The organism is Faecalibacter macacae (assembly GCF_003687725.1).
Taxonomy (GTDB): domain Bacteria; phylum Bacteroidota; class Bacteroidia; order Flavobacteriales; family Weeksellaceae; genus Empedobacter; species Empedobacter macacae.
This window is the reverse complement of sequence record NZ_RDOJ01000003.1, coordinates 18306-42547: the sequence shown is the minus strand read 5'-3', so window position 1 is coordinate 42547 and position 24242 is coordinate 18306. Positions and strand designations below refer to the sequence as shown.

The following is a 24242-nucleotide window of genomic DNA, read 5'->3' as shown; positions in this document are numbered from 1 at the left end:
TGATTATTAATAAGTAAGAATAATATTTTTCTTTTTTAATACATCTTTACTTACAGCAAGGCTATCAATATAATTATAGCCAAAAGGCAATCCTAAACGATTTACTAACGAATCATTTTTAACTAATTCTTCTTCCGTAAAATGATTATAATAATTAGATTTTGATTTTATTAAATAACCCAAATCTTGATCATCATTCATTCTTCTATTGTTTCTTATTATGTTTCCAAGATGATTCATACAGAATTTATATCCTCTGTATTCTAATGAAAAATCAGAACCTGTTGTTGTTTGAACCGAGCTTAATTTTGAATTAATTAATCCTTTAGAAATTTCATCAAAATCAGATTTTCTTAATTTAATAACTTCAACATCTTTAAATTCAAAAACGAAATCATTACAATTTTTTAAATCTAAATTTTCATAATCATAAGAAACTTTGATGTATGAATTAGCAATATTTTTATCTATATCTTCTTGGGATTTTATATCCAAAACAACTTCTTTGCTACATGAAGTGATTAGAAAAATAAGAGTGAGTAAAAGAGAAATTTTTCTCATACAAGTTATATGTTAGTTGGTTACGACTAAGATATAACTAATTCTCTTATGTAAAATATGCTTCATTACTATATTTACAAAAAAAATCCAAATCTTTCGATTTGGATTATATTCTATACATTCTGAATTCCTAAATAAGTAACTTTAAACTGAACACTTCTTTTTCTGTACGAAGCTGGCTCTATCTTACGATTTCTTTTTTCATTGTACTTAACAAGTTCATCTAGTCTTTTTAAAAGTTTTTTAGACGCTACATCACTCTCACTCTCAATTAGTTCAAAATCTTTCATCACACCTTTTTGATCGATAACGAAAGAAATTTTAACTAATTCCGGTTTTGCTTCTGCATTCTTTTTACTATCGTCTTTAGTATATAATTTAAGATCTGTCGCTAATCGTTCTTGCAAACAACCATTTAATTTTTGATTGTCTTTCATATAACGTTCACAACCTGGATAAATTGGAAAACGGTCTATTTCCTGCGCATTGATTCCAACCGAAGCTAATCCGAAGAAAAGCATCAAGTAAAATTGTTTCATTTGTGTGTTTTTGTTAAGTAAAAATACAGCCATTTATAAAATACACAATATTTTTTAAACAAAAAATCCACACTTTTTAGTGTGGATCTACTTGATAATATTTTATAAAATTAATGCGCCTCTAACCAGTTAGCTCCTACTCCAACTTCAGCAATTAAAGGAACATCAAACGACGCTGCTGCTTCCATTTTTGCTTTAATCATTTCAGAAACTGCTTCAACTTCATCTTTTGGTGCATCAAAAATTAACTCATCATGCACTTGTAAAAGCATTTTTGTTTTGAAATTTTTCTTCAACTCGCGCTGAATTTCAATCATTGCTATTTTAACAATATCTGCAGCCGTACCTTGGATTGGTGCATTTACCGCGTTACGTTCGGCATGCGAACGAACAACTCCATTTCTCGAATTAATATCTTTTAAATAACGACGACGTCCCATTAATGTTTCTACATATCCTTGATCACGAGCCAAATCAACTTGTTTTTCGATGTAAGATTTTAACGTCGGATAAGTTACATAATATGCATCAATCAACTCTTTCGCCTCCTTTCGAGAAACATTAGCTTGTTCTGCTAATCCAAAAGCTGAAACCCCGTAAATAATTCCGAAGTTTACCGTTTTTGCTTGACTACGTTGCTCGCGAGTTACCTCATCTAAGGCAACATTAAATACTTTTGCTGCTGTTGCTGCGTGAATATCTTGTCCACTTTTAAAAGCTTCTACCATCGCAGGATCTTGCGACATTTGCGCAATTAAACGTAATTCGATTTGCGAATAATCGGCAGAAATTAAGACATGATTTTCATCTGATGCAATAAATGCTTTACGGATTTGCTGACCTTCTTCTGAACGAATTGGAATATTCTGTAAGTTTGGATTAACAGAAGATAAACGACCAGTAGCAGCTACTGTTTGCGCATACGTTGTATGCAGACGACCTGTTTTTGAATTTACCAATTCTGGTAACGCATCGATATAAGTCGATTTTAATTTTTGTAATTGACGATATTGTAAAATATCTGCAATAATATCGTGTTTATCTTTTAGCTTAGAAATAATTTCTTCCCCAGTTGCGTACTGACCAGTTTTAGTTTTCTTCGCTTTTGGATCTAATTGTAATTTATCAAATAAAATCTCACCTAACTGACGTGGAGAATTCACATTAAATTCTTCACCAGCATGTTCGTAAATTTGCGCTTCTAATTCTGCTAATTTAGCTTCGTGTTTTACAGATAATTCTTTTAAGAATGGAACATCTAAATTAATTCCTTTCAATTCCATTTCAGCTAAAACTTGCATCAATGGCATTTCAAGATCTGTAAATAATTTATGCGTATTCGCTTTGATTAATTCAGGTTCGAAAAGATTTTTTAATTGATAGGTAATATCAGCATCTTCCACAGCATACTCTGTCTGCGCTTCTAATTCTACTTCTCTAAAAGACTTTTGATTCTTTCCTTTTTTACCGATTAAATCCTCAATTTTAACTGGCTGATAATTCAAATAAGTTTCAGATAAAACATCCATTCCGTGACGCATATCTGGATTAATTAAATAATGAGCAATCATCGTATCGAAATTATTTCCTTTAATTTCAATACCATATTTTGCTAAAACTTTAATGTCATATTTTAAATTCTGACCAATTTTAGCAATTGATTCATCTTCTAAAACTTCTTTAAATTCGTTAATTAAAGCTTTTGCTTCATCAAAATCAGCAGAAAAAGGAACATAATATCCTTTGCCTTTTTCGTAAGAAAAAGAAATACCTACTAATTCAGCTTCCAAAGTTTCTAAAGAAGTAGTTTCTGTATCGAAACAAAATTCTTTTAAACCTTTTAATTTTCTGATTAATAAATTTCTTGATTTTGGCGTATCAACTAATTGATAAAAATGATCAGTTGAATTGATATTTGTAAATACAGAATTTTGAGGAACAATTTCTTCATCCGAAGTAAAATCAAACAATGATTGTTGAGCCGTTTGATTCTCCTTAGCATTTTCTTGAGATGCAATAGAAATTTCCTCTTGCGCTTCCTTGATAATACCAGAACCATCTAATCCGTAAATTTTGTAAACTGTTTCTAACATTCGACGGAATTCTAACTCCGTAAATAATTCAGTTACTTTATCAATATCTGGCGAAGAAACTAATAAATCTTCCTCATCAAACTCAACAGGAGCATCAGTAATAATTGTTGCTAATTTTTTAGATAATAAACCTAATTCTTTATTCGCTTCAATTTTCTCTTTTGCTTTCCCTTTTAATTGATTTGTATTTGCTAATAAATTCTCTAACGAACCAAATTCTTTGATGTATTTACTTGCAGTTTTTGCTCCAACTCCTGGTAAACCAGGAATATTATCCACAGCATCACCCATCATACCTAAATAATCGATAACCTGAATTGGATAATCTACACCAAATTTTTCTTTAATTTCTTCGATTCCCCAAATCTCAACACCTTTTCCATTTGCTGGCGGACGGTACATTTTGATATTTTCGGTAACTAATTGTCCAAAATCCTTATCGGGAGTTACCATATACGTCATGTAACCTTCTTTTTCAGCTTTAATTGCTAAAGTTCCGATTACATCATCTGCCTCATATCCTTGCGCAAATAACACAGGAATATTTAAAGCTCTTAATAACTCTTGAATATATGGTACACCTTCGCGAATTGCTTCTGGCGTTTCGTCACGATTTCCTTTGTACTCTGGAAAATCAACGGTACGAACAGTTGCTTCTCCAACATCAAAAACAACGGCTAAATGCGTCGGTTGTTCACGACGAAGGACATCAAAAAGAGAGTTCATAAACCCCATAATTGCTGAGGTGTTGAATCCTTTTGAATTGATTCGTGGATTTTTTATAAATGCATAATAACCTCTAAAAATTAAGGCATAAGCATCCAAAAGAAATAATCTTTTATCTTGATTCATTTGTTAAGTTTTAAGTAATACGTTTTACGTCTTACGGTAAACGCAAAATTTTATCTACGTAGAACATATCACATACTACGTAAAACACAATAATTAATATTCAGGAGCTAATTCTACCACTAAACCGTCCATATCTTCTGTGATATGTAACTGACATCCTAAACGAGAATTATCTTGTACATTGAAAGCTTCACCTAACATTGCATCTTCATCTGGCGTCATTTCTGGTAAGTTAATTTCTGGCGTTTGTACGTAACATTGACAAGATGCGCACATTGCCATACCTCCACAAACACCAATTGTACCTTCTGGTGCTAACTCGTATGCACGAACTAATTCCATCACGTTCATATTCATATCTGTTGGAGCATCAACCTCATGAGAAACTCCGTCTCTATCTATAATTGTAATTTTAATATCTGCCATTTTCAATGTTCTTGTTACAAAAATACTAATACTTCGTTCACTAAAAAAAGTTTATCGATTCAGAATAAATTTTAAGAATAATTTATAACAATTCTTGTTACGAAATACTCATTTTAGCTACTAACTATAAAAATAGAAAAAGCATGAACGCACACGAAATAGATTACGAGATTTTTGGAGAAGAAATGCAATTTGTGGAAATCGAATTAGATCCACAAGAAACTGTTGTTGCTGAAGCCGGAAGTTTTATGATGATGGAAGACGGAATCAAAATGGAGACTATTTTTGGTGATGGTTCTACACAAAGCAAAGGAATATTTGGTAAATTGATGAATGCTGGAAAACGTATGTTAACTGGCGAAGGTCTCTTTATGACAACATATACAAATTACGGACACGGGAAAAAGAAAGTTTCTTTTGCCTCACCATATCCTGGTAAAATTATTCCGTTGGATTTATCAAAATACAATGGGAAATTTATCTGTCAGAAAGATGCATTTTTAGCTGCTGCCAAAGGTGTTTCTGTCGGAATAGAATTTAACCGTAAAATAGGAACTGGAATTTTTGGTGGTGAAGGATTTATCATGCAAAAATTAGAAGGTGACGGAATGAGTTTTATCCATGCTGGTGGAACTTTACACAAAAAAGTTTTACAACCTGGTGAAGTATTAAAAGTAGATACAGGTTGTATCGTTGGTTTTGAACAAACGGTTGATTATGACATCGAATTTGTTGGCGGAATAAAAAATACTTTATTCGGTGGTGAAGGAGTTTTCTTCGCGACGTTACGTGGACCTGGAACTGTCTATGTACAATCTTTACCATTTAGCCGATTGGCAGATCGTATTATTGCACATGCGCCTTCTGCAGGTGGATCGTCTAAAGGAGAAGGATCTGTTTTAGGTGGATTAGGTCGTTTGATTGATGGAGATTAATTCTTTTAAATATTTAATGTGAATTAAAAGCGTTATAGAAAATTTTCTGTAACGCTTTTTTATTTATAACAGTAAGTCTCTCTAAAGATTTATTTTAGATAAATCTTTTTTATAAATTTATAAACCAACCATTAAACTATTATTAATGAATAAATTTTTTCTCTTTCTATTACTTTTCGGAATCTCAGTTTCTGCACAAATAAAAAACATCAAAATTGTGGATAAAGAAAATAATTCTCCATTAGCTGATTCTGATATTTATTTTAATCAATCCACAAAAAATTTCATTTCAGACATTAATGGAAATGTAATGATTGATTTAAATAATGTTTCATCAAATGATGAATTAATTATTGCTAAAAAAAATTATCAAAATGCTATTTTTAAAATCACTGAATTAAAAGCTGACGAATTAATTATTCAACTTGAAAAAGTAGATGAAATTGAATTACAAGAAACATTCATCACAAATTTAAAAGCAAAAGATATTCTGCAAAAAGTGATTGAGAATTATGATAAAAACTTTAATACAGAACAACATTTTTATAAAGTAAATTTTGTGCTTGATGCAATCATCGATTCTATAAACAGAGATTATACTGATGTTGATTTACAATTTAGATTCAAGAAAAATCAAGTTAAAATTCATTCAAACGGAAAAGAAAATAATCGTGTTGTAGGTGAAGGAATGCATCTAAAATCTAGTTATAAAATGAATGAATATTTTAATAATATTTCACTTCTTAAGCGTATAGAAAGTATGCATAAAAAATTAGTAGAGAAAACTTACGATTACGAAAAAGTTTGGATAACAAAATATGCAGATAAATACATGTATGAATTAGAGTTTAAGCACAATAAATCTAATGTTACAAATATATTTTTAATAGATAAAGAAACTTTTGCTATTGTTGAACATTCATCTATACAAGAAAATCGAAATTTTGAAAATTCTGGAACTACAATAAATAGCAATGAAGTGATATATAAATATAGGCTATATCAAAACAAATGGATTTTAAAAGAAAGTTTTAGAAACTGGAATACAACATATTTGGATGAAGTGAATAATAAACATATTTTGGATGTAAAAATAAACCTCGAAGTCAAAGATTTCAGCGATCAACCATTTCCTGAATTTAATCAATCGATCAACGAAAAAAAGGATATTCGTAAAAGCTTTAAAAATTAAACATGAAAAATATTTTAATTGTCTTCCAATTATTGATTACTTCGTTCGTTTTTGCACAAACCGAAAGTATAAAAGCTACTTATACCGCAGAATTTATTTTTGATTTTGAACAATCAAAAGAAATTTTCCCTAAAGAATTACAACCGGCATTTAAAAGTGCAATTGATAAAGGTATTTTCATCGATTTTATTTTAGAAAGTAATAATAAATTTTCAGTCTTTAAAGCAAATACAAAAATTAATAATGCACAAGACGAGTCGAATATGATTGTGCAAGAATTATTAGCATCTGAACAAAATCCACTATTCAAAGATTTTTCTAAAAACAAATATTATAAACAATTTGATATTAATGTAAAAACATATTTAGTTAAAGAAAATTTACCCAATTACAATTGGAAATTAACAAAAGAAAAGTCCGTAATTAATGGATATAATGTGACAAAAGCTATCGGTGAAGATCTAGAAGGAAATGAAATTATCGCTTGGTATTCATCAGATATAAAATATAAAGACGGACCTCACAACTTTGCCAATTTACCTGGATTAATCTTAAAATTAGAATTCGAAACTGAATTATTCAAAACGATTTTTACTATTAATCAATTAGAAATTTTAGAACAGCCTTTAATTATTTCATTACCTAAAAAAGGAAAAATTGTAACTTTTGAGGAAATGAGAAAAGAAATTAATATCATTAATCAGTAAAAGATTTCACAAAAAAAGCACCTCATTTTGAGGTGCTTTTATGATATAAATTGATATTTTAAATCTTAATCAATCGCTTTTACAACTGCTTTTTCAGCTTCTTTACGTGTTCCGTCAAAACCATCCACTCCAGAAACTGTCGTATATTTTAATACAAATTTCTTTCCTGGGTTTAATTTATTATAAACAGATTGACACATTAAAGTTGCTTCATGGAATCCACATAAAATTAATTTTAATTTTCCTGGATATGTGTTAACATCTCCAATCGCGTAAATCCCTTCGATGTTTGTTTGATAATCTAAAGCATTATTTACTTTAATCGCATTCTTTTCGATTTCTAATCCCCAATTCGCAATAGGACCTAATTTTGGCGATAAACCAAATAAAGGAATAAAATAATCTGTGGCGATATCAAAAGTTTCTCCTTCTTTTTCGATCACTAAAGCTTCTACTTTTCCATCACCTTTAATTCCGACAACTTCTGCTGGCGTCACTAAATTAATTTTTCCTTGTTTCTTTAATTCGATTACTTTATCAACCGAATCTAAAGCTCCACGGAATTCATTACGACGGTGAATTAAAGTTACCTCAGCTGCAACTTCTGCTAAGAAAATAGACCAGTCTAATGCTGAATCTCCTCCACCTGCGATTACAATTTTTTTATCACGAAATTGTTCTGGATTCTTCACGAAATACTCCACTCCTTTTTCTTCATAATCTGCAAGATTATCGATTAAAGGTTTACGAGGCTCAAAAGATCCTAATCCACCAGCGATTGCAACTGCTTTACCGTGTACTTGTGTTCCTTTATTTGTAGTAACGATAAATGTATCGTCTTCTTGTTTGTCGATTGTTGTCGCTTGTTCAGCTAAAGTAAATCCTGGCTCAAATTGTTTGATTTGCTCCATTAAATTATCAACTAATTCTCCTGCACCAACTGATGGATAACCTGGAATATCGAAAATAGGTTTCTTAGGATATAGCTCTGCTAATTGCCCACCTGGTTGTGGTAAAGCATCAATAATGTGACATCTTAATTTTAATAAACCTGCTTCGAACACAGCGAATAATCCTGTAGGTCCAGCACCGATAATAATTATATCTGTTTGAATCATTTTAAAAACTTATTTAGAATACAACTAAATTGTTTGCAAATTTAGTGAAATTGAACAATTTAAATGATGATTATCGTCAGAAGACTGTTAATATTTCATCAAAAAAAAAGCAGATTCGTAATGAATCTGCTTTCGAGGTCGTAGCGAAGAGCAGAATCGAACTGCCGACCTCAGGGTTATGAATCCTGCGCTCTAACCATCTGAGCTACCTCGCCTTGTTTTGTTGTTTTTAGTGGTGCAAATATAAGGGCATAATTTGGACTACACCAAATGTTTTTTCAATTATTTTTTACATTTTTCAGCTAAAACAGACTAATTGATTGATGTTCAAAAAAATAAATTTTAAAATATTTTTTATTTTTTTTAGATTGAATGAAATTTACCGCCTGTTTGAGTAATCTAAAAAGAAAAAATAGTATCAAAAGATAAATCATCACAAGAAAAAAGACCAAAAAATAGATTTCGATGACTATTTTTTGAGCTTTTGAAAAAGTAAATCCATAAAATATCCAATAAAACGATAATCCATAGGCTAAAAATCCCGTAATTATTAAACCTAAAAAATTATATAGCGCATTCTTAATCCCTATAAAAATAAAAAAGTCTCAGAAATTTCTGAGACTTTTACTTTATATTAAATCAAATTTTGATTAAGATAACGCTTTCTTGATTCTAGCCATTGCTTCTTGTAACTCTTCTACAGATGCTGCGTAAGAAATACGAATACACTCTTTAGATCCGAAAGCAGAACCAGAAACGATTGCTACTTGTGCATATTCTAAAATATATAAAGCTAAATCATCTGCATTATTGATTGTAACTCCGTTGTATGTTTTACCGAAAGTTTCAGAAACATCTGGGAATAAGTAAAACGCACCTTTTGGCTCGTTTACTTTAAATCCTGGAATTTCTTTAGCCCAACCAATCATTAATTCACGACGTTCTGCAAACGCATCAATCATGTATTGAACTGAAGATGGATCTGCTTCTAAAGCTGTGATGGCAGCACGTTGTGCAATTGCATTTGTTCCTGATGTTACTTGTCCTTGTAAAGTTTCGCATGCTTTAGCTAACCAAGCTGGCGCTCCTATGAAACCAATTCTCCAACCTGTCATCGCAAATGCTTTTGCTAAACCATTTACAGTAACTGTTTGGTTGTATACTTCTGGGAAAGATGCAATACTTACATTTTTATCTCCGTAAACAATGTGCTCATAAATTTCGTCAGAAATAATAATCACATTTGGATGTTTAGCTAAAACAGTTGCTAAACCTTGTAATTCTTCTTTTGTATAAACTGATCCTGATGGGTTACATGGAGAAGAATAGATAATTGCTTTCGTTTTATCTGTAATAGAAGCTTCTAATTGCTCTGGAGTAATTTTGAAATCATTCTCTAATTTAGCTTCAACAAAAACTGGAGTTCCTCCAGATAATTCAACAATATCTGAATATGAAACCCAGTAAGGTGTTGGAATTACAACTTCGTCTCCATCATCTACAATCGCTTGTAAAACATTATAAATTGATTGTTTTGCTCCAGTAGAAACTACAATTTGATTTTGTGCATATTCAATATTATTATCACGTTTAAATTTTGTAATAATTGCATCCTTTAATTCTGGATAACCACCAATTGGTGTATAAGCTGTATAATTTTCGTCTAAAGCTTTTTTAGCCGCATCTTTAATAAAGTCAGGTGTATTAAAATCAGGCTCACCGATACTTAAACTAATAATATCTAATCCTTGTGCCTTTAATTCTCTTGCTTTTGTAGACATTGCAATCGTAGCAGAAGGTTTTAAATTTTGTAGACGCTTTGAAAGTTGCATAATATTTGTGAATTATTTGTTTTATTTAAAATCTTATCTTCTTGCGAAGATAATTTATTCTAAGGATAAAATGATTAATTTTATACTGATTTAAACACCAAAAAATATCTAAAATTATGGCTCAAATTACATTTAAAGGGAATCCAATTCACACTAACGGTGAGTTGCCAACAGTAGGAACTAAAGCACCTGAATTTGAATTAACTGCATCAGATTTAAGTTCAAAATCATTAAATGATTATGCTGGTAAATACGTTGTTTTAAATATCTTCCCAAGTGTAGATACTGGAGTTTGTGCGCAATCTGTTCGTACATTTAACCAAGAATTATCTTCTTTAGAAAACACAGTTGTATTATGTATTTCTAAAGATTTACCATTTGCACAAAGCCGTTTTTGTGGTGCTGAAGGTTTAAATGATGTGATTTCTTTAGCTGATTACAAATCAGAAGATTTCGTAAATAACTACGGAGTTAAAATGATTGAAGGACCTTTAGCAGGTTTACATAGCCGCGCAGTTGTAGTTGTTAGCCCAGAAGGAGAAGTAATCTATACTGAACAAGTACCAGAAATTGCACAAGAACCATCTTATGAAGCGGCAATTGCTGCAATCAAAGGATAATAAAAAATTCTTCTTTATTTAAAAAAAATAAAAAGGTCATCCAATTGGATGACCTTTTTTATGATATGATTATTTATTTTACAAATTGTTTTGCTAGCTTCTCAGCTTTTTTAGATTCTGAGTAATCATAGAAACCTTCACCCGACTTAACTCCTTTCTTACCAGCCGTTACCATATTAACTAATAATGGACATGGCGCATATTTAGGATTTTTAAATCCTTCGTAAAGAACTTCTAAAATTGATAAACAAACATCTAAACCAATAAAATCAGCTAATTGTAATGGTCCCATTGGGTGTGCCATTCCTAATTTCATTACCTGATCAATTTCTTCAACTCCAGCAACTCCTTCATATAAAGAGTAAATTGCCTCGTTGATCATTGGCATTAAAATACGATTTGCAATGAATCCTGGATAATCATTTACTTCAACCGGAATTTTATCTAATTGTTTAGACATTTCCATAATAGCTGTCGTAACCTCATCAGAAGTACTGTAACCACGAATGATTTCAACTAACTTCATCATCGGAACTGGATTCATAAAATGCATTCCAATTACTTGCTCAGGACGTTTTGTAACCGACGCAATTTTAGTAATTGAAATTGAAGAAGTGTTTGATGCTAAAACTGCATGTGCAGGAGCTACAGCGTCTAATTGTTGAAAGATTTTTAATTTTAAATCTAAATTTTCTGTCGCTGCTTCTACAACTAAATCTGCTTCTTTCGCACCTTCCTCTACACTTAAAAAAGTTGTGATGTTATTTAAAGTATTCGCTTTATCTTCTGCTGTAATTTTTTCTTTCGCTAACATACGATCTAAATTACCAGCAATAGTTGCCATTCCTTTATCTAAACTTGCTTGTGCAACATCCACTAAGTTTACTTTGAATCCTGATTGTGCAAAAACGTGAGCAATTCCGTTTCCCATTGTTCCTGCTCCAATTACAGTTATGTTTTTCATTTTCTTGTGTTTTATTTAAAAAATTATTCTTTTTCTATGTTTTGGTTTTGAATTACTTCTTGAGATTTTTCGAAATAAGCAATAATCTCTAAAGCTACCTTTAATGCATTACGACCATCCTCTAACGAAACCTTAATTGGTAGATCATTTTCGATTGAATCGGCAAAAGATTCTAATTCATCTAAAATAGCATTATTTGGTAAAACTTCTGGATGTTCGAAAGCAATTTCTTTACGTTCACCTTTATCATTTTGCCAAATCATTGCATATTCAGAAGGATTTTCTGGTGCTTTGTGCATTTTAATAATTTCTGTTTTCTTCTCTAAAAAGTCAATAGAAATATACGCATCACGTTGGAAAACGCGCATTTTACGCATATTCTTCATCGACATACGAGAAGTTGAAACATTTACAACACATCCATTTTCGAACTCAATTCTTGCATTCGAAATATCTGGTGTATCTGAAATTACTGAAACTCCTGATGAATGAATCGATTTAATTTCTGATTTTACAATCGATAAAATCACATCTAAATCATGAATCATTAAATCTAACACTACAGGAACATCTGTTCCACGAGGATTAAATTCTGCTAAACGGTGAGTTTCGATAAATAATGGTTCTCCAATGTAAGGTAAAGCAGATGTAAATGCCGGATTGAAACGTTCCACATGTCCAACTTGTGCTTTTAATCCTTTTGCATTAGATAATTCTATTAACGAATTTGCTTCCTCTAAAGTATTAGTGATTGGCTTTTCAACAAAAAAGTGTTTTCCTTTTTCTATTGCTTTTACTGCAACTTCGTAATGAGATAAAGTAGGTGTTACAATATCCACAACATCCACTGCATCCATCAACTCATCCATCGAGTGGAAAAATTTGTAACCAAATTCAGCTTCAACTTTTTTTCCGTTCTCCTCGAACGAATCAAAGAAACCGATTAATTCGTATTTTTCAGATTGATTTAATAATTTTAAATGTATTTTTCCTAGGTGTCCAGCACCAATTACGCCTACTTTTAACATTTTGTGTAGAATTTGGGATAAAATTAATGAGAATATGTTGTATTTAATGCATTTTTGTAAAAATTTTGGAAGATGTCTATAGACGATTTTAAAAGCCAAGGAAGAAGAAAAATGCTTGTTGATTTATTGATTTCCAAAGGAATAGAAAACCAACAAGTTTTACACGCCATCAACGAAATACCACGCCATTTGTTCCTTGACAGCGCATTTTCGGAGTATGCTTACGTAGATGAAGCATTTCCTATTGCAGCTGGTCAAACCATTTCGCATCCTTATACGGTTGCATTTCAGACGCAATTATTGGATATACAACCCATGGATAAAGTCCTAGAAATTGGAACTGGAAGTGGTTATCAAACAGCAGTTTTAGTTGCAATGGGTGCAGAAGTTTTTACCATAGAAAGGCAAAAAGAATTATTCGATTTTTCGAAAATAATCTTAAAAAATATCAGATTTGAACCGCGTTATCAAACCTATGGCGACGGTTATAAAGGTTTACCAACTTACGCACCTTTTGATAAAATTTTAGTTACTGCTGGAGCTCCAGAAATTCCGAAAGAATTATTAAAGCAATTGAAAATAGGTGGAATAATGGTGATTCCAATCGGTGATAAATCGCAAAAAATGATGACTATTATTCGACTTGATGAAACAAATTTTGAAATGTTCGAATTTGGAAGCTTTCAATTTGTTCCAATGCTTGAAAGTCGTGAAAAATAAAAAAAGCCCAACTTCTAAAGGAAGTTGGGTTTTTACTTTTATTATATTATTGATTTATCGAATGAAATTTCCATTTGAATCAAAATGCAAATCAACATCATTTGTTAATTCTACTTCAAAACCTCCGTTTTTAATTTCAATCTGATTAATTCCTTGATTTGGATAATTATTTGAAACATAAGAAACGATAGAAGGTAAAATAAATCCTGTTGGAATTGTATTGTTTCCTGAAGCTTCTACTGAAATCCAATTTCCTGATGTATCAAATTCTGCATCAGATCCATTTCTAAAATTAACTTCGTACATCGCTCCATTCTCTTTCGCTGGCGAATATTTTTCAATATTTAATATTTCAACTCCAGGAAAATAATTCCCTACAAAATCCCTTGCCGCAGTTGGCAAAGTATTCAATTCAACAAAAGTTGTATTGTTATCGTCGTCGTTATTGCAAGAAATCGTTGTAAATCCAACAAACGCGAATAAACTTAAAGCTAAAACTATTTTCTTCATAAACTAAGTGCTCTTTATTTTTATTAATCATCAATTCTGACAAAATTCCCTTTCGAATCAAATTCTAAATCTAATCCATTCGTTAATTCAACATCATAAGAGAATCTATTCTTTTCAATTTTTATAATTTTCGTATTTGGAAAACTTTTATTCACATAATTTAAAATTGATTGTGGAATAAATGTAGTTGGAATTGCATTTCGTTTTCCGTCAACTTCTTTCCAATTTCCTTTTCCGTCAAATTCAATTTTTGTACCATTTGTCAAAACAACATCATAATCTTTCGAAATGTAATCGTTATCCAAAATAACTGTACTTACTTGTCCTTTTTGAAAATATTTAGAAATAAAATTTTGCCCTTTTGTTGGTAATTGATTGAAGGTTACAATTTGATCTTGTGCAAATACTGATGTTCCTAATGCGATTAAAATTACGCTTACTATATTTTTCATAACTCTATTTTTTTAAATTTGACAAGACAAAGCTATGAGGTGAATTAGGAAAGAATTAGGAATAAATTTCAGATTTAAACTTTTTTCAAAATAAATTGATGAAGACCATTTCTGAATTGATAATCCAACTTTAAAGTATTTTGATTATTGATGATTGTTTGCACGATTGAAAGCCCTAATCCATTGCTATCCGATTGCGAACCTTGCTTATAAAAACGATTATAAATTATATCCACATTTAAAGTTGTAGCATCACTCGAATTTGAAAAAATTAATTCATCAGCATTCGATTCTACTTTAATTATTTTGTCTTTATTGTTATGTTTTATCGCATTTCGTAAAAGATTAGAAATTAAAATATGCGCCAAATCTTGATTAAATTCAACAATAAAACTTGCTGAAAGTTGAGTTTCTAAATTAATATTATTCAATTCAAAAATCATTTCAAAATCTTCTAAAAGTTCATTTACAATCGGAACAAAATCGACCATTTTTTTTGTTTGATATTGTTGATTTTCGATACGAGAAAGCATCAATAAAGATTTATTCAAATTCACCATTCGCCATAACGATTTCTTCGTTTCTACTAATTGCAAATAGGTTGATTCTTTAATTTCTTCGTTTTCTAAAATCAAATCAATTTTATTGGAAGCAATTGCAATTGGCGTCTGCAACTCGTGCGATGCATTTTCTATGAATAATTTCTGATCGCTAAAAACTTTTTCATTTCGTTCAATCATCGTAGAAATTTCATTCTGTAAAATATTAAACTCTCTTACATTCGTCTCTACTTTTTCTAAATGAATCGCCTGACCAAAACGATACGTTTGAAGTTGTTTTAAAATCAATTCAAAAGGTAAAAAAGCTTTTTTTAAGCCGTAATGATTGATCAATAAAATACTGATTAAAATAAGAAGATATAAGACCACTAATGAAATCGTTAAATCGTAAATCAAGTCATCTTCTTCTACCGTAGACGTTCTAATTTCTAATGAATAAGGTTGCCCGTTTTTGCCATAAAATCCTGTGCGTAAAATACGATAAGGTTCATCTTCACCATCATAAGGCATAAAAACTTTTTCGTTTGTAAATCGATTCATTTCATTGTAATCGCTTACAGCAACAGGTAGAATTCGAAACTGAGCCAATCCGAAATCGTTTGTTTTTACAATTTCTGAATCAATATAAGAATGTCTAATAATTTCAATTTTCTGATTTTTTAAACCATCATCAACATTATCATAAACCTCATCCAAAATAAACGAACGAAATAAAAATGCCCAAATTCCAATAATAGCTAAAAGCGAAATTGTTAAATACCTGAACGTATAATTTTTAAGTGAAATTTTCATCCTTATATCAATTTATATCCAACGCCATAAACTGCTTGTAAATCTGCTTCTGAACCTGAATCTTTTAATTTTTTACGTAAATTTTTAATTTGAGAATAAATAAAATCAAGATTGTCTACCATTTCTATGTGATCGCCCCAAACACTTTCTGCCAATATTGTTTTCTGAAAAACTTTTTCAGGGCGAAGTAAAAAATAGTACAATAAATCATATTCTTTTCGATTCAATTTTATTTCAATTCCGTTGATTAAAACACGACGATCTTCCGGAAAAAGTTCAATATTTTTATAATTGATACTATTTTCTCCATGCTGCGCATTTTTTCTCATAGCAACTTTAATTCGGGCATAAAGCTCAGCAAAATGAAAAGGTTTTGCCAAATAATCATCCGCACCAACCAATAAACCTTCCACTTTATCCTCGACAGAATCTTTTGCTGACAAAATAATAACCGAAGTATTTTTATTTGATCGACGTAATTCTTTCAATAAATCCATTCCATTACCATCCGGCAACATCATATCCAACAAAATACAATCGTAATCAAAAGAAATTATTTTATCCAATCCTTCCTTATAAGTACTCGCCGTTTCTACAAGAATTTTCTCTTGGTTCAAAAATTCGATGATTGTTTTTTGTAATTCAATTTCATCTTCAACAACTAATACTTTCATGACAATTTTATTTTGGAAATAAAATTAAATTCTAAATCTGGAATAATTTAGGAATCCTTAATTTTATACTCAAATTTACATATTCTATTTTGACAAAATATAGTTTTAAAAACGATTATAGCGAAGGTGCGCATCCTGTTATTTTGCAACGATTAATTGAAACCAATTTGCAACAAACTGTTGGTTATGGTGATGATATTTTTTGTAATGAAGCACGAGCTTTAATAAAAGAATATATTCAGAGAGATTCTGCTATACATTTTGTTTCTGGTGGTACGCAAGCTAATTTAATTGTGATTTCGTCTATTTTACGACCTTACGAATCTGTTATTGCAGCAGATTCAGGACATATTGCGGTGCATGAAACCGGAGCAATTGAAGCAACTGGTCATAAAGTAAATACGATACCAACATCGAATGGGAAAATTACACCACAACAAGTACAAGAAGTTTTAAATCTTCATACAGATGAGCACATGGTGAAACCTAAAATGGTTTACATTTCAAATTCTACCGAAGTTGGAAGTGTTTATACAAAATCTGAATTAACGGATTTATATCAATTTTGCCAGGAAAATAAGTTGTACTTATTTGTTGATGGCGCTCGTTTAGGATCGGCTTTAACTTCATCAAAATGCGATTTGACATTAGAAGACATGGCACATTTGACTGATGTATTTTATATTGGTGGAACAAAAAATGGAGCTTTAATTGGTGAAGCAATCATTATAAATGATCAAGAATTGAATGAAAATTTTCGCTTTCATATCAAACAACGCGGCGGAATGTTAGCGAAAGGAAGATTGATTGGAATTCAGTTTGCTGAACTTTTTAAGAATGATTTATTTTTCGAAATGGGAAAACATGCCAATGCGATGGCAAAAAAATTAGCTGATGAAATTACTTCCAAAGGTTTTTCTTTTTTAACTGAGCCATCTTCGAATCAAATTTTCCCGATTTTCCCGAATCATTTAATTGAACAATTACAAGAAAATTTTGATTTCTTTATTTGGCAAAAAGTGGATGAAAACTCATCAGCCATTCGATTAGTTACTTCTTGGGCAACACCAGAAGAACAAGTCGATCAATTTTTAAATCAAATCTAATAGTAATCCTCCAAATTTTGGAGGATTTTTTCTTTTAAAGAATTATATTCTTATTCAAATAAAAATTTAAAACGACATATAAATCTATGACGTTAAAAAATTAAATTGAATGAAGGTTTAAAATGAATTAGTGAGCGAATGCGAATCATTTAATTCATTTCCGAAATGATATTTAATTTTAGTCTAGTAGATTTAAAGTCTTGATTTTTTTGATTCGTTTTTTCATCAAGGAAAAAATGAATATTTATCTTGATTCTTCGATAAACCTAAAATACCAATAATATAATTTCGTCTTATTTCTCGATACTAAAATCAAAGATTTTCAATCGAAAAGACAAATACATCACATCTAAACTCATTTTAATAAAAATTTAAAACGACATATAAATCTATGACGTTAAAAAATTAAATTGAATGAAGGATTAAAATGAATTAGTGAGCGAATGCGAATCATTTAATTCATTTCCGGAATGATATTTAATTTTAGTCAAGTAGATTTAAAGTCTTGATTTTTTTGATTCGTTTTTTCATCAAGGAAAAAATGAATATTAATCTTGATTCTTCTATAAACCTAAAATACCTATAATAAAATTTCGTCTTATTTCTCGATACTAAAATCAAAGATTTTCAATTGAAATGACAAATACATCACTTAGTATAAAACGACATTTTAAGGAAGAATTTTATTTCAAACAAAATCCTATCTAAAAAACTTACCTTTGTACTTTAATTAAATTTATGTCGTTCGAAAAATTAGGATTATCACCATATATCGCAAAATCAATTTCTAAATTAGGATTTTTAAAACCTTTCGAAATTCAGGAACAAACAATTCCATCAATTTTAAAAGGAAAAGATGTGATGGGAATTGCAAAAACTGGTTCAGGTAAAACGTTATGTTTTGTTGCTCCATTATTACAGAAAATTCAACATCAACAGTACGAAAAATCAAGAGCTATCAAAGCTTTAATTTTAGTACCAACACGTGAATTAGCTGTACAAATTGAGCAAACTTTTGCAGGATTACAAGAAGCATTGCGCCGCGAAGTGCAAACACAAGCAGTTTACGGAGGAACTTCTATCAATCCACAAATGAAAAATTTATATGGAACTGAAATCTTAATTGCAACACCTGGTCGTTTATTAGATCTAATGGATCACAATGCGTTTACATTAGATCAATTACAATATTTAATTATTGATGAGGCTGATAAAATGTTTCAATTAGGTTTTGGTGATGAAATGGCTAAAATTTTAAAAGCTGTTCCTGCTAAAAAACAATCTATATTATTTTCGGCAACATTAAATGATAAAGTAGAAGAAATTAAATCTACTTTAAAAATTAATCCTGAAGTTATTGAAGTTAAAAACGAAAACAAGGAAGAAACGATTGAAAATATCGAGCAAATTGCTTACCAAGTTGATGCAGAAACAAAAGGACCTTTTTTACGTTATTTAATTAAATCACAAGAGTTAGAACAAGTTTTAGTTTTTGTTTCTTCAACAAGAACAGCTGATAATTTAGTTGAAAAATTGAAGAAGAATAAAATCAAAGCGATGGCAATTCACTCAAAAAAATCCCAAGGTGCACGTATGGATAATTTAGAAGATTTTAAATTAGGTGATATCCATGTTTTAGTAGCAACAGATTTAATTGGTCGTGGAATCCACATTGAAGGATTACCAACTGTAATTAATTATGAATTACCTCGCTCACCATTAGATTATGTTCACAGAATTGGTCGTACAGGTCGTGCAAATCAAACAGGTAAAGCAATTACATTATTAACAGAAGAAGATTTACATCACTTTAAAGTTATCCAAAAGAAAATGGGTAAAAAAGTTGAAATTGAATCAACAGACGATGTAAACTTACACGGTTACTAAAATAAATTACAATACAATTTTAAAATCCACTCGATAATCGGGTGGATTTTTTTATATTTTAGAACATTATTATAACACATGAGACCACCACGCTATTATTCCCTTGATGTATTTCGAGGTGCCACAGTTGCTTTAATGATTTTGGTTAACAATCCTGGAAGTTGGAGCTATATGTTTGCGCCATTACAACATGCGCCATGGCACGGATGTACACCAACCGATTTAGTTTTTCCATTCTTTTTATTTGCTGTTGGTAATGCAATGGCTTTTGTGATTCCGCGTTTCAAGCAACAACCTCAACAAGAGTTTTGGAAAAAAGTAATTAAACGAACGATTCTAATTTTCTTGATTGGATTATTCATCAACTGGTTTCCTTTTTTTAAATGGGAAAATAACGAATTAGTGTTTAAAGCTTGGCAAGAATCTAATGAAAACGGAATCCGAATAATGGGCGTTTTACAACGAATTGCAATTGCTTATTTCTTCGCTTCGGTCATTGCTTTTTATTTTAAAGAAAAAATGGTGTTATGGATTTCGGGTGGAATATTAATTAGCTGTTGGTTAGTAACAAATATTTTAGGCGGATCAGATCCATATTCGATTGAAGGATTTATTGGTACTAAAATAGACACACAAATTCTTGGTTTATCACATATATACAAAGGCGAATCCATTCCTTTTGACCCAGAAGGTTTATACAGTACAATTAATGCGATACCACAAGTTTTATTAGGTTATTTAGCTGGAATGTTTATCAATAAACAAGGGAATGTAAAATGGCTGAACAAAGCTTTACCTGAAACCAATCAACCAAATTATCGCTTAGTTGCTGGACTTTTTGTTTTAGGAACAATTGCTTTAGTCATTGGCTATTTTTGGCAATTGGAATTCCCATACAATAAAAAGATTTGGAGCAGTTCCTATGTTATTCATACCACAGGATTATCTCTATTATCAATCGCAACAATGATTTGGTTTATTGAATTATTAAACATTAAAAATGGTGTGATGAAATTCTTTGATGCCTTTGGTAAAAATCCGTTATTTATTTTTGCTTTCAGTGGATTATTTCCTCGATTATTAGGTTTAATACGAATCGAAAATGGATTTACAGAAGATGGTCAAATTAAATTTATTTCTCCAATGGGATGGTTTTATGAAAATATTTGTGCTAAAATTCCTGGAATTCCTGAAGTTGGATCTTTTGTGTATTCTTTAATTTTTCTTGGCTTCTTTTGGGCTTTAGCTTATTGGTTAGATCTGAAGAAAATTTACATTAAAGTTTAAATGCTATCATATGAAGAATTTTATTTTAGGAATATTCTGTCTATCATTTTTCATCTCCTGCGAACAATCGAAAGAAAAAAAAGATATTATCGCTTCATTTTCTCCTAGTTATTTAGACTATAATATTCCACCAAAATGTGGAGAAAATAATGCTTATTATAATAAAGATTCTGAAATCGTTTTAATCAAAGAAAAAGAATTTAACTCTATTATAGATCGGTTAGAGAATTTAAAACCGTCCCAAGAAAAGAATGATTGTTCAAGTGATTTTAGCTTTTTTGTAGGAGAAGATAAATATTGTTCGTGCATATACGACGAACATCTAATTTCCAAAAATGGACAATTGTATGAAATTCAAGATACTTTATTATTTGATCTCAAATCAGCTTTGACTTATTATAATTCAAGAACAAAAGAAGATTTAAAGTATGATCCTTTGATTCAAAAATTTGGTTTACCAAAAAATTATAAGTTTCAACGTTCTGGAGAAATTCTAACAACTTACGATGAAAAAGGTAATGAAGAAGTAAGTATTTTAGATTTTAAGTTTCGATTAGTCACTTTAAGTGGTTCAAAATAAAAAAAGCCGTTCAGAAGAACGGCTTTTTGTTTCTATATTCTTTAATTAACCTTCCAAAGCTTGTAAAATATCTGCTAATATATCGTCACGATGTTCTAAACCTACAGAAATTCTAATCAATCCTGGCGTAATGTTTACCTTCATTCGTTCTTCGTCCGTTAACTTGGCATGCGTTGTACTTGCTGGATGCGAAGCAATACTTCGTGTATCACCTAAATTAGCAGTTAACGATAACATTTTTAATTTATTCAAAAATTTTCTTCCGGCTTCTACTCCACCTTTTAAATTAAAAACCACTAACGCTCCACCATTTTTCATTTGCTTCATTGCTATTTCGTGTTGTGGATGCGATGGCAACTGTGGATATTTTAACCATTCAATTTTTGGATGATTTTCTAATTGTTGCGCCAAATAAAAAGCATTCGAAGCGTGACGCTCCATACGAACATCTAACGTTTCTAAACTTTTAGATAACAACCACGCATTAAACGGTGAAATTGAAGGTCCAAAACTACGACTAAATGCATACACTTCTTTCACCAATTCTTTCGTTCCACAAACGATTCCACCTAAAACACGACCTTGCCCATCAATCCATTTTGTACCCGAATGAATGATTAAATCGGCTCCATATTCTTTTGGTTGCTGAATTAAAGGTGTCGCAAAACAATTATCCACCACAAAAATAATATTATGTTTTTTTGCAATTCTCCCAACCATTTCTAAATCGATAATATCTAAACCTGGATTAGTTGGTGTTTCTAAAAAAATCATTTTGACCGAATCATCAATCGCTTGCTCCCATTCTTCTTCCGAAGCAGTTACAGAAACATAACGATGGTTGATTCCGTACTTTGGCAAATATTTCGTTAATACAGTATGTGTACTTCCAAAGATTGAATTGCAAGCTAAAATCGTATCGCCTTGTTTCAACAAAGCCATAAAAGTTGATGATATTGCAGCCATTCCAGACGCTACTGCAAAAGCAGCTTCAGTTCCTTCTAAAATTGCCATTTTTTCTTCTAATTCTTTCGAATTTGGATTCACAAAACGACTATAAATATTCGCTTCCACCTCATCCGCAAAAACAGCTCGCATTTGCTCTGCATCATCGTAGCAAAAACTACTAGTTAAAAATATAGGATTAGAGTGTTCACGTTCGTGTGTTGGGCCTAATTGTGTTCGGATAGCTTGAGTAATTTTATGCATTTATAGATTTTAGTTTTGATTTAAAATAACTTCATATTCAACTGATGCTCCTGCACGTCGTAAAGTTTCTAATACTGAACAATATTTTTCTATAGATAATTCTGCAGCACGCTCAGCTTTAGCATCATCAAAATCCCCTTTCAAATAATATTCAACTTTTACCTTCTCCCAAACCGCAGGCGTTTTATCCTTTTCTCGTTCACCAAAAACTTTAATTTTTAGTTCAGAAAAATCTTGACGTTGTTTTTCTAATATCATCACAATATCAATTCCACTACAAGCGCCACAAGCCATTAATAAACTAACCATTGGTCCTAAAGATTTTCCTGTTGATTCTTGTGCAACATCATTATTTACTCTGTCTGCTTTAAACGTAATTACATTTCCATTTAAGTCATCTGCAAGAAAAGTATCACTTTGTTTATGGTATAAAATGTTAATTTCTATCATACTTTTTGATTTATATGCAATTTACTGAAATCCATCTATATTTGTTTAAACAAATCATTACCAATTCGTTACTAATATTTTTCATCAAAAATCAATTTATGAAACAAAATTTTCTATACTCTCTTCCATTTGCTTTAGAAATGGGCGGAATTTTACCTGAACTAAATATTTCTTTTTACACTTATGGAAAATTAAATGCAGATAAATCGAATGTTTTATGGATTTGTCATGCTTTAACAGCATCTGCTGATGCCGAAGATTGGTGGAATGGATTGGTTGGAGAAGCAAAAACTTTTGATACTTCGAAGTATTTTATTGTTTGTGCAAATATTATAGGAAGCCCTTACGGATCTACTTCTACAAATAGTATTAATCCTGTTACCAATCAAAAATATGGAATCGATTTTCCTTTTTTTACGATTCGAGATATGGTTAAAGCGCATCAGTTATTGAAAACTCATTTAGGAATTGATAAAATTAAACTTTTAATTGGTGGAAGTATGGGCGGCTATCAAGCCTTAGAATGGACTATTGATGAACAATCTTCGATTGAAAATTTATTCTTAATTGCTACATCAGCAGAAGAAAGTGCTTGGGGAAAAGCCATACATACCGCGCAACGTTTAGCCATTGAAGCAGATCCAGAATGGATAAAAGGCGAAATTGGAATAGGTGATAAAGGTTTAAAAGCCGCTCGCGGAATAGGAATGTTAACTTATCGCAATTATGAATTGTTTAAAGCTCAACAAAGTGACATTGATTTAGACATTCATCAAAATCATAAATCATCAAGTTATATAAAATATCAAGCGCAGAAATTAGCAGGTCGTTTTGATGCATTATCTTATTATAAATTAACCGAAGCGATGGATTCGCACCAATTAGCGAGAGGCAGAAAAAACTCAGTTGAAGAAGTTTTAAATCAAATTGAAATTCCAACTATTGTAATGGGAATTAGTTCCGATATTTTATGTCCGCCACAAGAACAACAATTTTTAGCCAATCATATTCCAAATGCAGAATATCACGAAATTGATTCAGAATATGGTCATGATGGTTTTCTAATTGAAAGTGAGAAGATTAGAGAAATTCTAAATCTTTGGATGAAAAAGAGAAATATATAATTCATTTCTCTTTTTCTATATTTA

At 30.8% G+C, this 24242-nt stretch carries 24 protein-coding genes and 1 tRNA gene; 10 read left to right on the top strand and 15 right to left on the bottom strand.

Going from position 1 to position 24242, the window contains the following annotated elements:
• Positions 1-6: 6 nt before the first annotated feature.
• From EAH69_RS02775 to EAH69_RS02760, 4 genes are all read right to left on the bottom strand, one after another.
• Positions 7-495 carry a hypothetical protein gene (locus tag EAH69_RS02775; protein ID WP_121933672.1) on the bottom strand — a complete coding sequence of 163 codons (489 nt, stop codon included), beginning with the start codon at positions 493-495 and terminating at the stop codon, positions 7-9.
• A 179-nt stretch (positions 496-674) separates the two neighbouring features.
• Entirely contained in the window at positions 675-1100 is a 426-nt protein-coding gene (locus tag EAH69_RS02770) for a hypothetical protein (protein WP_147439072.1), read from the bottom strand.
• A 110-nt stretch (positions 1101-1210) separates the two neighbouring features.
• Positions 1211-4045, bottom strand: coding sequence for a DNA polymerase I (gene polA, locus EAH69_RS02765; protein WP_121933670.1), 2835 nt, complete (start codon positions 4043-4045; stop codon positions 1211-1213).
• 93 nt (positions 4046-4138) lie between these two features.
• Positions 4139-4471 (bottom strand): 2Fe-2S iron-sulfur cluster-binding family protein, encoded by a 333-nt coding sequence (locus tag EAH69_RS02760; RefSeq protein WP_121933669.1) that lies wholly within the window; start codon positions 4469-4471, stop codon positions 4139-4141.
• 143 nt (positions 4472-4614) lie between these two features.
• Between EAH69_RS02760 and EAH69_RS02755 the strand changes: the two genes are divergently transcribed.
• From EAH69_RS02755 to EAH69_RS02745, 3 genes are all read left to right on the top strand, one after another.
• Entirely contained in the window at positions 4615-5406 is a 792-nt protein-coding gene (locus tag EAH69_RS02755; protein ID WP_121933668.1) for a TIGR00266 family protein, read from the top strand.
• Between the two features lie 145 nt (positions 5407-5551).
• A complete protein-coding gene (locus tag EAH69_RS02750) occupies positions 5552-6598 on the top strand; it encodes a hypothetical protein (protein WP_121933667.1) in 1047 nt (348 codons plus the stop codon).
• Positions 6599-6600: 2 nt separating this feature from the next.
• Entirely contained in the window at positions 6601-7305 is a 705-nt protein-coding gene (locus tag EAH69_RS02745; protein WP_121933666.1) for a GLPGLI family protein, read from the top strand.
• 65 nt (positions 7306-7370) lie between these two features.
• Here EAH69_RS02745 and EAH69_RS02740 read toward each other — a convergent pair whose 3' ends face one another.
• The 3 genes from EAH69_RS02740 to EAH69_RS02730 form a co-directional block, all read right to left on the bottom strand.
• Positions 7371-8423, bottom strand: coding sequence for an NAD(P)/FAD-dependent oxidoreductase (locus EAH69_RS02740; RefSeq protein ID WP_121933665.1), 1053 nt, complete (start codon positions 8421-8423; stop codon positions 7371-7373).
• 141 nt (positions 8424-8564) lie between these two features.
• A tRNA-Met gene (locus EAH69_RS02735) sits at positions 8565-8638 on the bottom strand.
• A 435-nt stretch (positions 8639-9073) separates the two neighbouring features.
• Positions 9074-10255 (bottom strand): pyridoxal phosphate-dependent aminotransferase, encoded by a 1182-nt coding sequence (locus EAH69_RS02730; RefSeq protein WP_121933664.1) that lies wholly within the window; start codon positions 10253-10255, stop codon positions 9074-9076.
• A gap of 116 nt (positions 10256-10371) precedes the next feature.
• On the opposite strand from EAH69_RS02730, the gene tpx reads away from it, so the two are divergent.
• Positions 10372-10875 (top strand): thiol peroxidase, encoded by a 504-nt coding sequence (gene tpx, locus EAH69_RS02725; RefSeq protein WP_121933663.1) that lies wholly within the window; start codon positions 10372-10374, stop codon positions 10873-10875.
• A 73-nt stretch (positions 10876-10948) separates the two neighbouring features.
• Here tpx and EAH69_RS02720 read toward each other — a convergent pair whose 3' ends face one another.
• On the bottom strand, positions 10949-11839 hold the full coding sequence (locus EAH69_RS02720; protein ID WP_121933662.1) for a 3-hydroxybutyryl-CoA dehydrogenase: 891 nt from the start codon (positions 11837-11839) through the stop codon (positions 10949-10951).
• A gap of 23 nt (positions 11840-11862) precedes the next feature.
• Entirely contained in the window at positions 11863-12867 is a 1005-nt protein-coding gene (locus EAH69_RS02715; RefSeq protein ID WP_121933661.1) for a Gfo/Idh/MocA family protein, read from the bottom strand.
• Between the two features lie 72 nt (positions 12868-12939).
• On the opposite strand from EAH69_RS02715, the gene EAH69_RS02710 reads away from it, so the two are divergent.
• Positions 12940-13587 carry a protein-L-isoaspartate(D-aspartate) O-methyltransferase gene (locus tag EAH69_RS02710; RefSeq protein WP_121933660.1) on the top strand — a complete coding sequence of 216 codons (648 nt, stop codon included), beginning with the start codon at positions 12940-12942 and terminating at the stop codon, positions 13585-13587.
• A gap of 54 nt (positions 13588-13641) precedes the next feature.
• On the opposite strand, the gene EAH69_RS02705 is transcribed toward EAH69_RS02710, so the two are convergent.
• From EAH69_RS02705 to EAH69_RS02690, 4 genes are all read right to left on the bottom strand, one after another.
• On the bottom strand, positions 13642-14097 hold the full coding sequence (locus tag EAH69_RS02705; RefSeq protein WP_121933659.1) for a PepSY-like domain-containing protein: 456 nt from the start codon (positions 14095-14097) through the stop codon (positions 13642-13644).
• Between the two features lie 23 nt (positions 14098-14120).
• A complete protein-coding gene (locus EAH69_RS02700; protein WP_121933658.1) occupies positions 14121-14549 on the bottom strand; it encodes a PepSY-like domain-containing protein in 429 nt (142 codons plus the stop codon).
• Positions 14550-14623: 74 nt separating this feature from the next.
• Positions 14624-15901 (bottom strand): sensor histidine kinase, encoded by a 1278-nt coding sequence (locus EAH69_RS02695; RefSeq protein WP_121933657.1) that lies wholly within the window; start codon positions 15899-15901, stop codon positions 14624-14626.
• 2 nt (positions 15902-15903) lie between these two features.
• Positions 15904-16575, bottom strand: a complete 672-nt coding sequence (locus EAH69_RS02690) for a response regulator transcription factor (RefSeq protein WP_121933656.1) — start codon at positions 16573-16575, stop codon at positions 15904-15906.
• Positions 16576-16664: 89 nt separating this feature from the next.
• Here EAH69_RS02690 and EAH69_RS02685 point away from each other — a divergent pair, with 89 nt between their 5' ends.
• The 4 genes from EAH69_RS02685 (at position 16665) to EAH69_RS02670 (ending at position 21435) form a co-directional block, all read left to right on the top strand.
• Entirely contained in the window at positions 16665-17681 is a 1017-nt protein-coding gene (locus tag EAH69_RS02685) for a threonine aldolase family protein (protein WP_121933655.1), read from the top strand.
• Between the two features lie 738 nt (positions 17682-18419).
• Complete coding sequence (locus EAH69_RS02680; protein WP_121933654.1) at positions 18420-19568, top strand: DEAD/DEAH box helicase; 1149 nt, start codon at positions 18420-18422, stop codon at positions 19566-19568.
• A gap of 78 nt (positions 19569-19646) precedes the next feature.
• Positions 19647-20855, top strand: a complete 1209-nt coding sequence (locus tag EAH69_RS02675) for an acyltransferase family protein (protein WP_121933653.1) — start codon at positions 19647-19649, stop codon at positions 20853-20855.
• Positions 20856-20865: 10 nt separating this feature from the next.
• Entirely contained in the window at positions 20866-21435 is a 570-nt protein-coding gene (locus EAH69_RS02670) for a hypothetical protein (protein WP_121933652.1), read from the top strand.
• Between the two features lie 45 nt (positions 21436-21480).
• On the opposite strand, the gene EAH69_RS02665 is transcribed toward EAH69_RS02670, so the two are convergent.
• The gene (locus EAH69_RS02665; protein ID WP_121933651.1) at positions 21481-22644 is read right to left on the bottom strand and encodes a trans-sulfuration enzyme family protein; all 1164 of its coding nucleotides are present in this window, start codon (positions 22642-22644) and stop codon (positions 21481-21483) included.
• A 9-nt stretch (positions 22645-22653) separates the two neighbouring features.
• Positions 22654-23094, bottom strand: a complete 441-nt coding sequence (locus EAH69_RS02660; protein ID WP_121933650.1) for an OsmC family protein — start codon at positions 23092-23094, stop codon at positions 22654-22656.
• Positions 23095-23192: 98 nt separating this feature from the next.
• Between EAH69_RS02660 and EAH69_RS02655 the strand changes: the two genes are divergently transcribed.
• Entirely contained in the window at positions 23193-24218 is a 1026-nt protein-coding gene (locus tag EAH69_RS02655) for a homoserine O-acetyltransferase family protein (RefSeq protein ID WP_121933649.1), read from the top strand.
• Positions 24219-24242: the final 24 nt, after the last annotated feature.

Bases quoted from the DNA above. Each gene is read 5' to 3' on its own strand.
- EAH69_RS02745 (WP_121933666.1), top strand. From the start codon at position 6,601: ATGAAAAATATTTTAATTGTCTTCCAATTATTGATTACTTCGTTCGTT.
- EAH69_RS02715 (WP_121933661.1), bottom strand. From the start codon at position 12,867: ATGTTAAAAGTAGGCGTAATTGGTGCTGGACACCTAGGAAAAATACAT.
- EAH69_RS02740 (WP_121933665.1), bottom strand. From the start codon at position 8,423: ATGATTCAAACAGATATAATTATTATCGGTGCTGGACCTACAGGATTA.
- EAH69_RS02705 (WP_121933659.1), bottom strand. From the start codon at position 14,097: ATGAAGAAAATAGTTTTAGCTTTAAGTTTATTCGCGTTTGTTGGATTT.
- EAH69_RS02690 (WP_121933656.1), bottom strand. From the start codon at position 16,575: ATGAAAGTATTAGTTGTTGAAGATGAAATTGAATTACAAAAAACAATC.
- EAH69_RS02750 (WP_121933667.1), top strand. From the start codon at position 5,552: ATGAATAAATTTTTTCTCTTTCTATTACTTTTCGGAATCTCAGTTTCT.
- EAH69_RS02760 (WP_121933669.1), bottom strand. From the start codon at position 4,471: ATGGCAGATATTAAAATTACAATTATAGATAGAGACGGAGTTTCTCAT.
- EAH69_RS02665 (WP_121933651.1), bottom strand. From the start codon at position 22,644: ATGCATAAAATTACTCAAGCTATCCGAACACAATTAGGCCCAACACAC.
- polA (WP_121933670.1), bottom strand. From the start codon at position 4,045: ATGAATCAAGATAAAAGATTATTTCTTTTGGATGCTTATGCCTTAATT.
- EAH69_RS02675 (WP_121933653.1), top strand. From the start codon at position 19,647: ATGAGACCACCACGCTATTATTCCCTTGATGTATTTCGAGGTGCCACA.
- EAH69_RS02755 (WP_121933668.1), top strand. From the start codon at position 4,615: ATGAACGCACACGAAATAGATTACGAGATTTTTGGAGAAGAAATGCAA.
- EAH69_RS02730 (WP_121933664.1), bottom strand. From the start codon at position 10,255: ATGCAACTTTCAAAGCGTCTACAAAATTTAAAACCTTCTGCTACGATT.
- EAH69_RS02655 (WP_121933649.1), top strand. From the start codon at position 23,193: ATGAAACAAAATTTTCTATACTCTCTTCCATTTGCTTTAGAAATGGGC.
- EAH69_RS02770 (WP_147439072.1), bottom strand. From the start codon at position 1,100: ATGAAACAATTTTACTTGATGCTTTTCTTCGGATTAGCTTCGGTTGGA.
- EAH69_RS02660 (WP_121933650.1), bottom strand. From the start codon at position 23,094: ATGATAGAAATTAACATTTTATACCATAAACAAAGTGATACTTTTCTT.
- EAH69_RS02695 (WP_121933657.1), bottom strand. From the start codon at position 15,901: ATGAAAATTTCACTTAAAAATTATACGTTCAGGTATTTAACAATTTCG.
- tpx (WP_121933663.1), top strand. From the start codon at position 10,372: ATGGCTCAAATTACATTTAAAGGGAATCCAATTCACACTAACGGTGAG.
- EAH69_RS02710 (WP_121933660.1), top strand. From the start codon at position 12,940: ATGTCTATAGACGATTTTAAAAGCCAAGGAAGAAGAAAAATGCTTGTT.
- EAH69_RS02720 (WP_121933662.1), bottom strand. From the start codon at position 11,839: ATGAAAAACATAACTGTAATTGGAGCAGGAACAATGGGAAACGGAATT.
- EAH69_RS02700 (WP_121933658.1), bottom strand. From the start codon at position 14,549: ATGAAAAATATAGTAAGCGTAATTTTAATCGCATTAGGAACATCAGTA.
- EAH69_RS02680 (WP_121933654.1), top strand. From the start codon at position 18,420: ATGTCGTTCGAAAAATTAGGATTATCACCATATATCGCAAAATCAATT.
- EAH69_RS02670 (WP_121933652.1), top strand. From the start codon at position 20,866: ATGAAGAATTTTATTTTAGGAATATTCTGTCTATCATTTTTCATCTCC.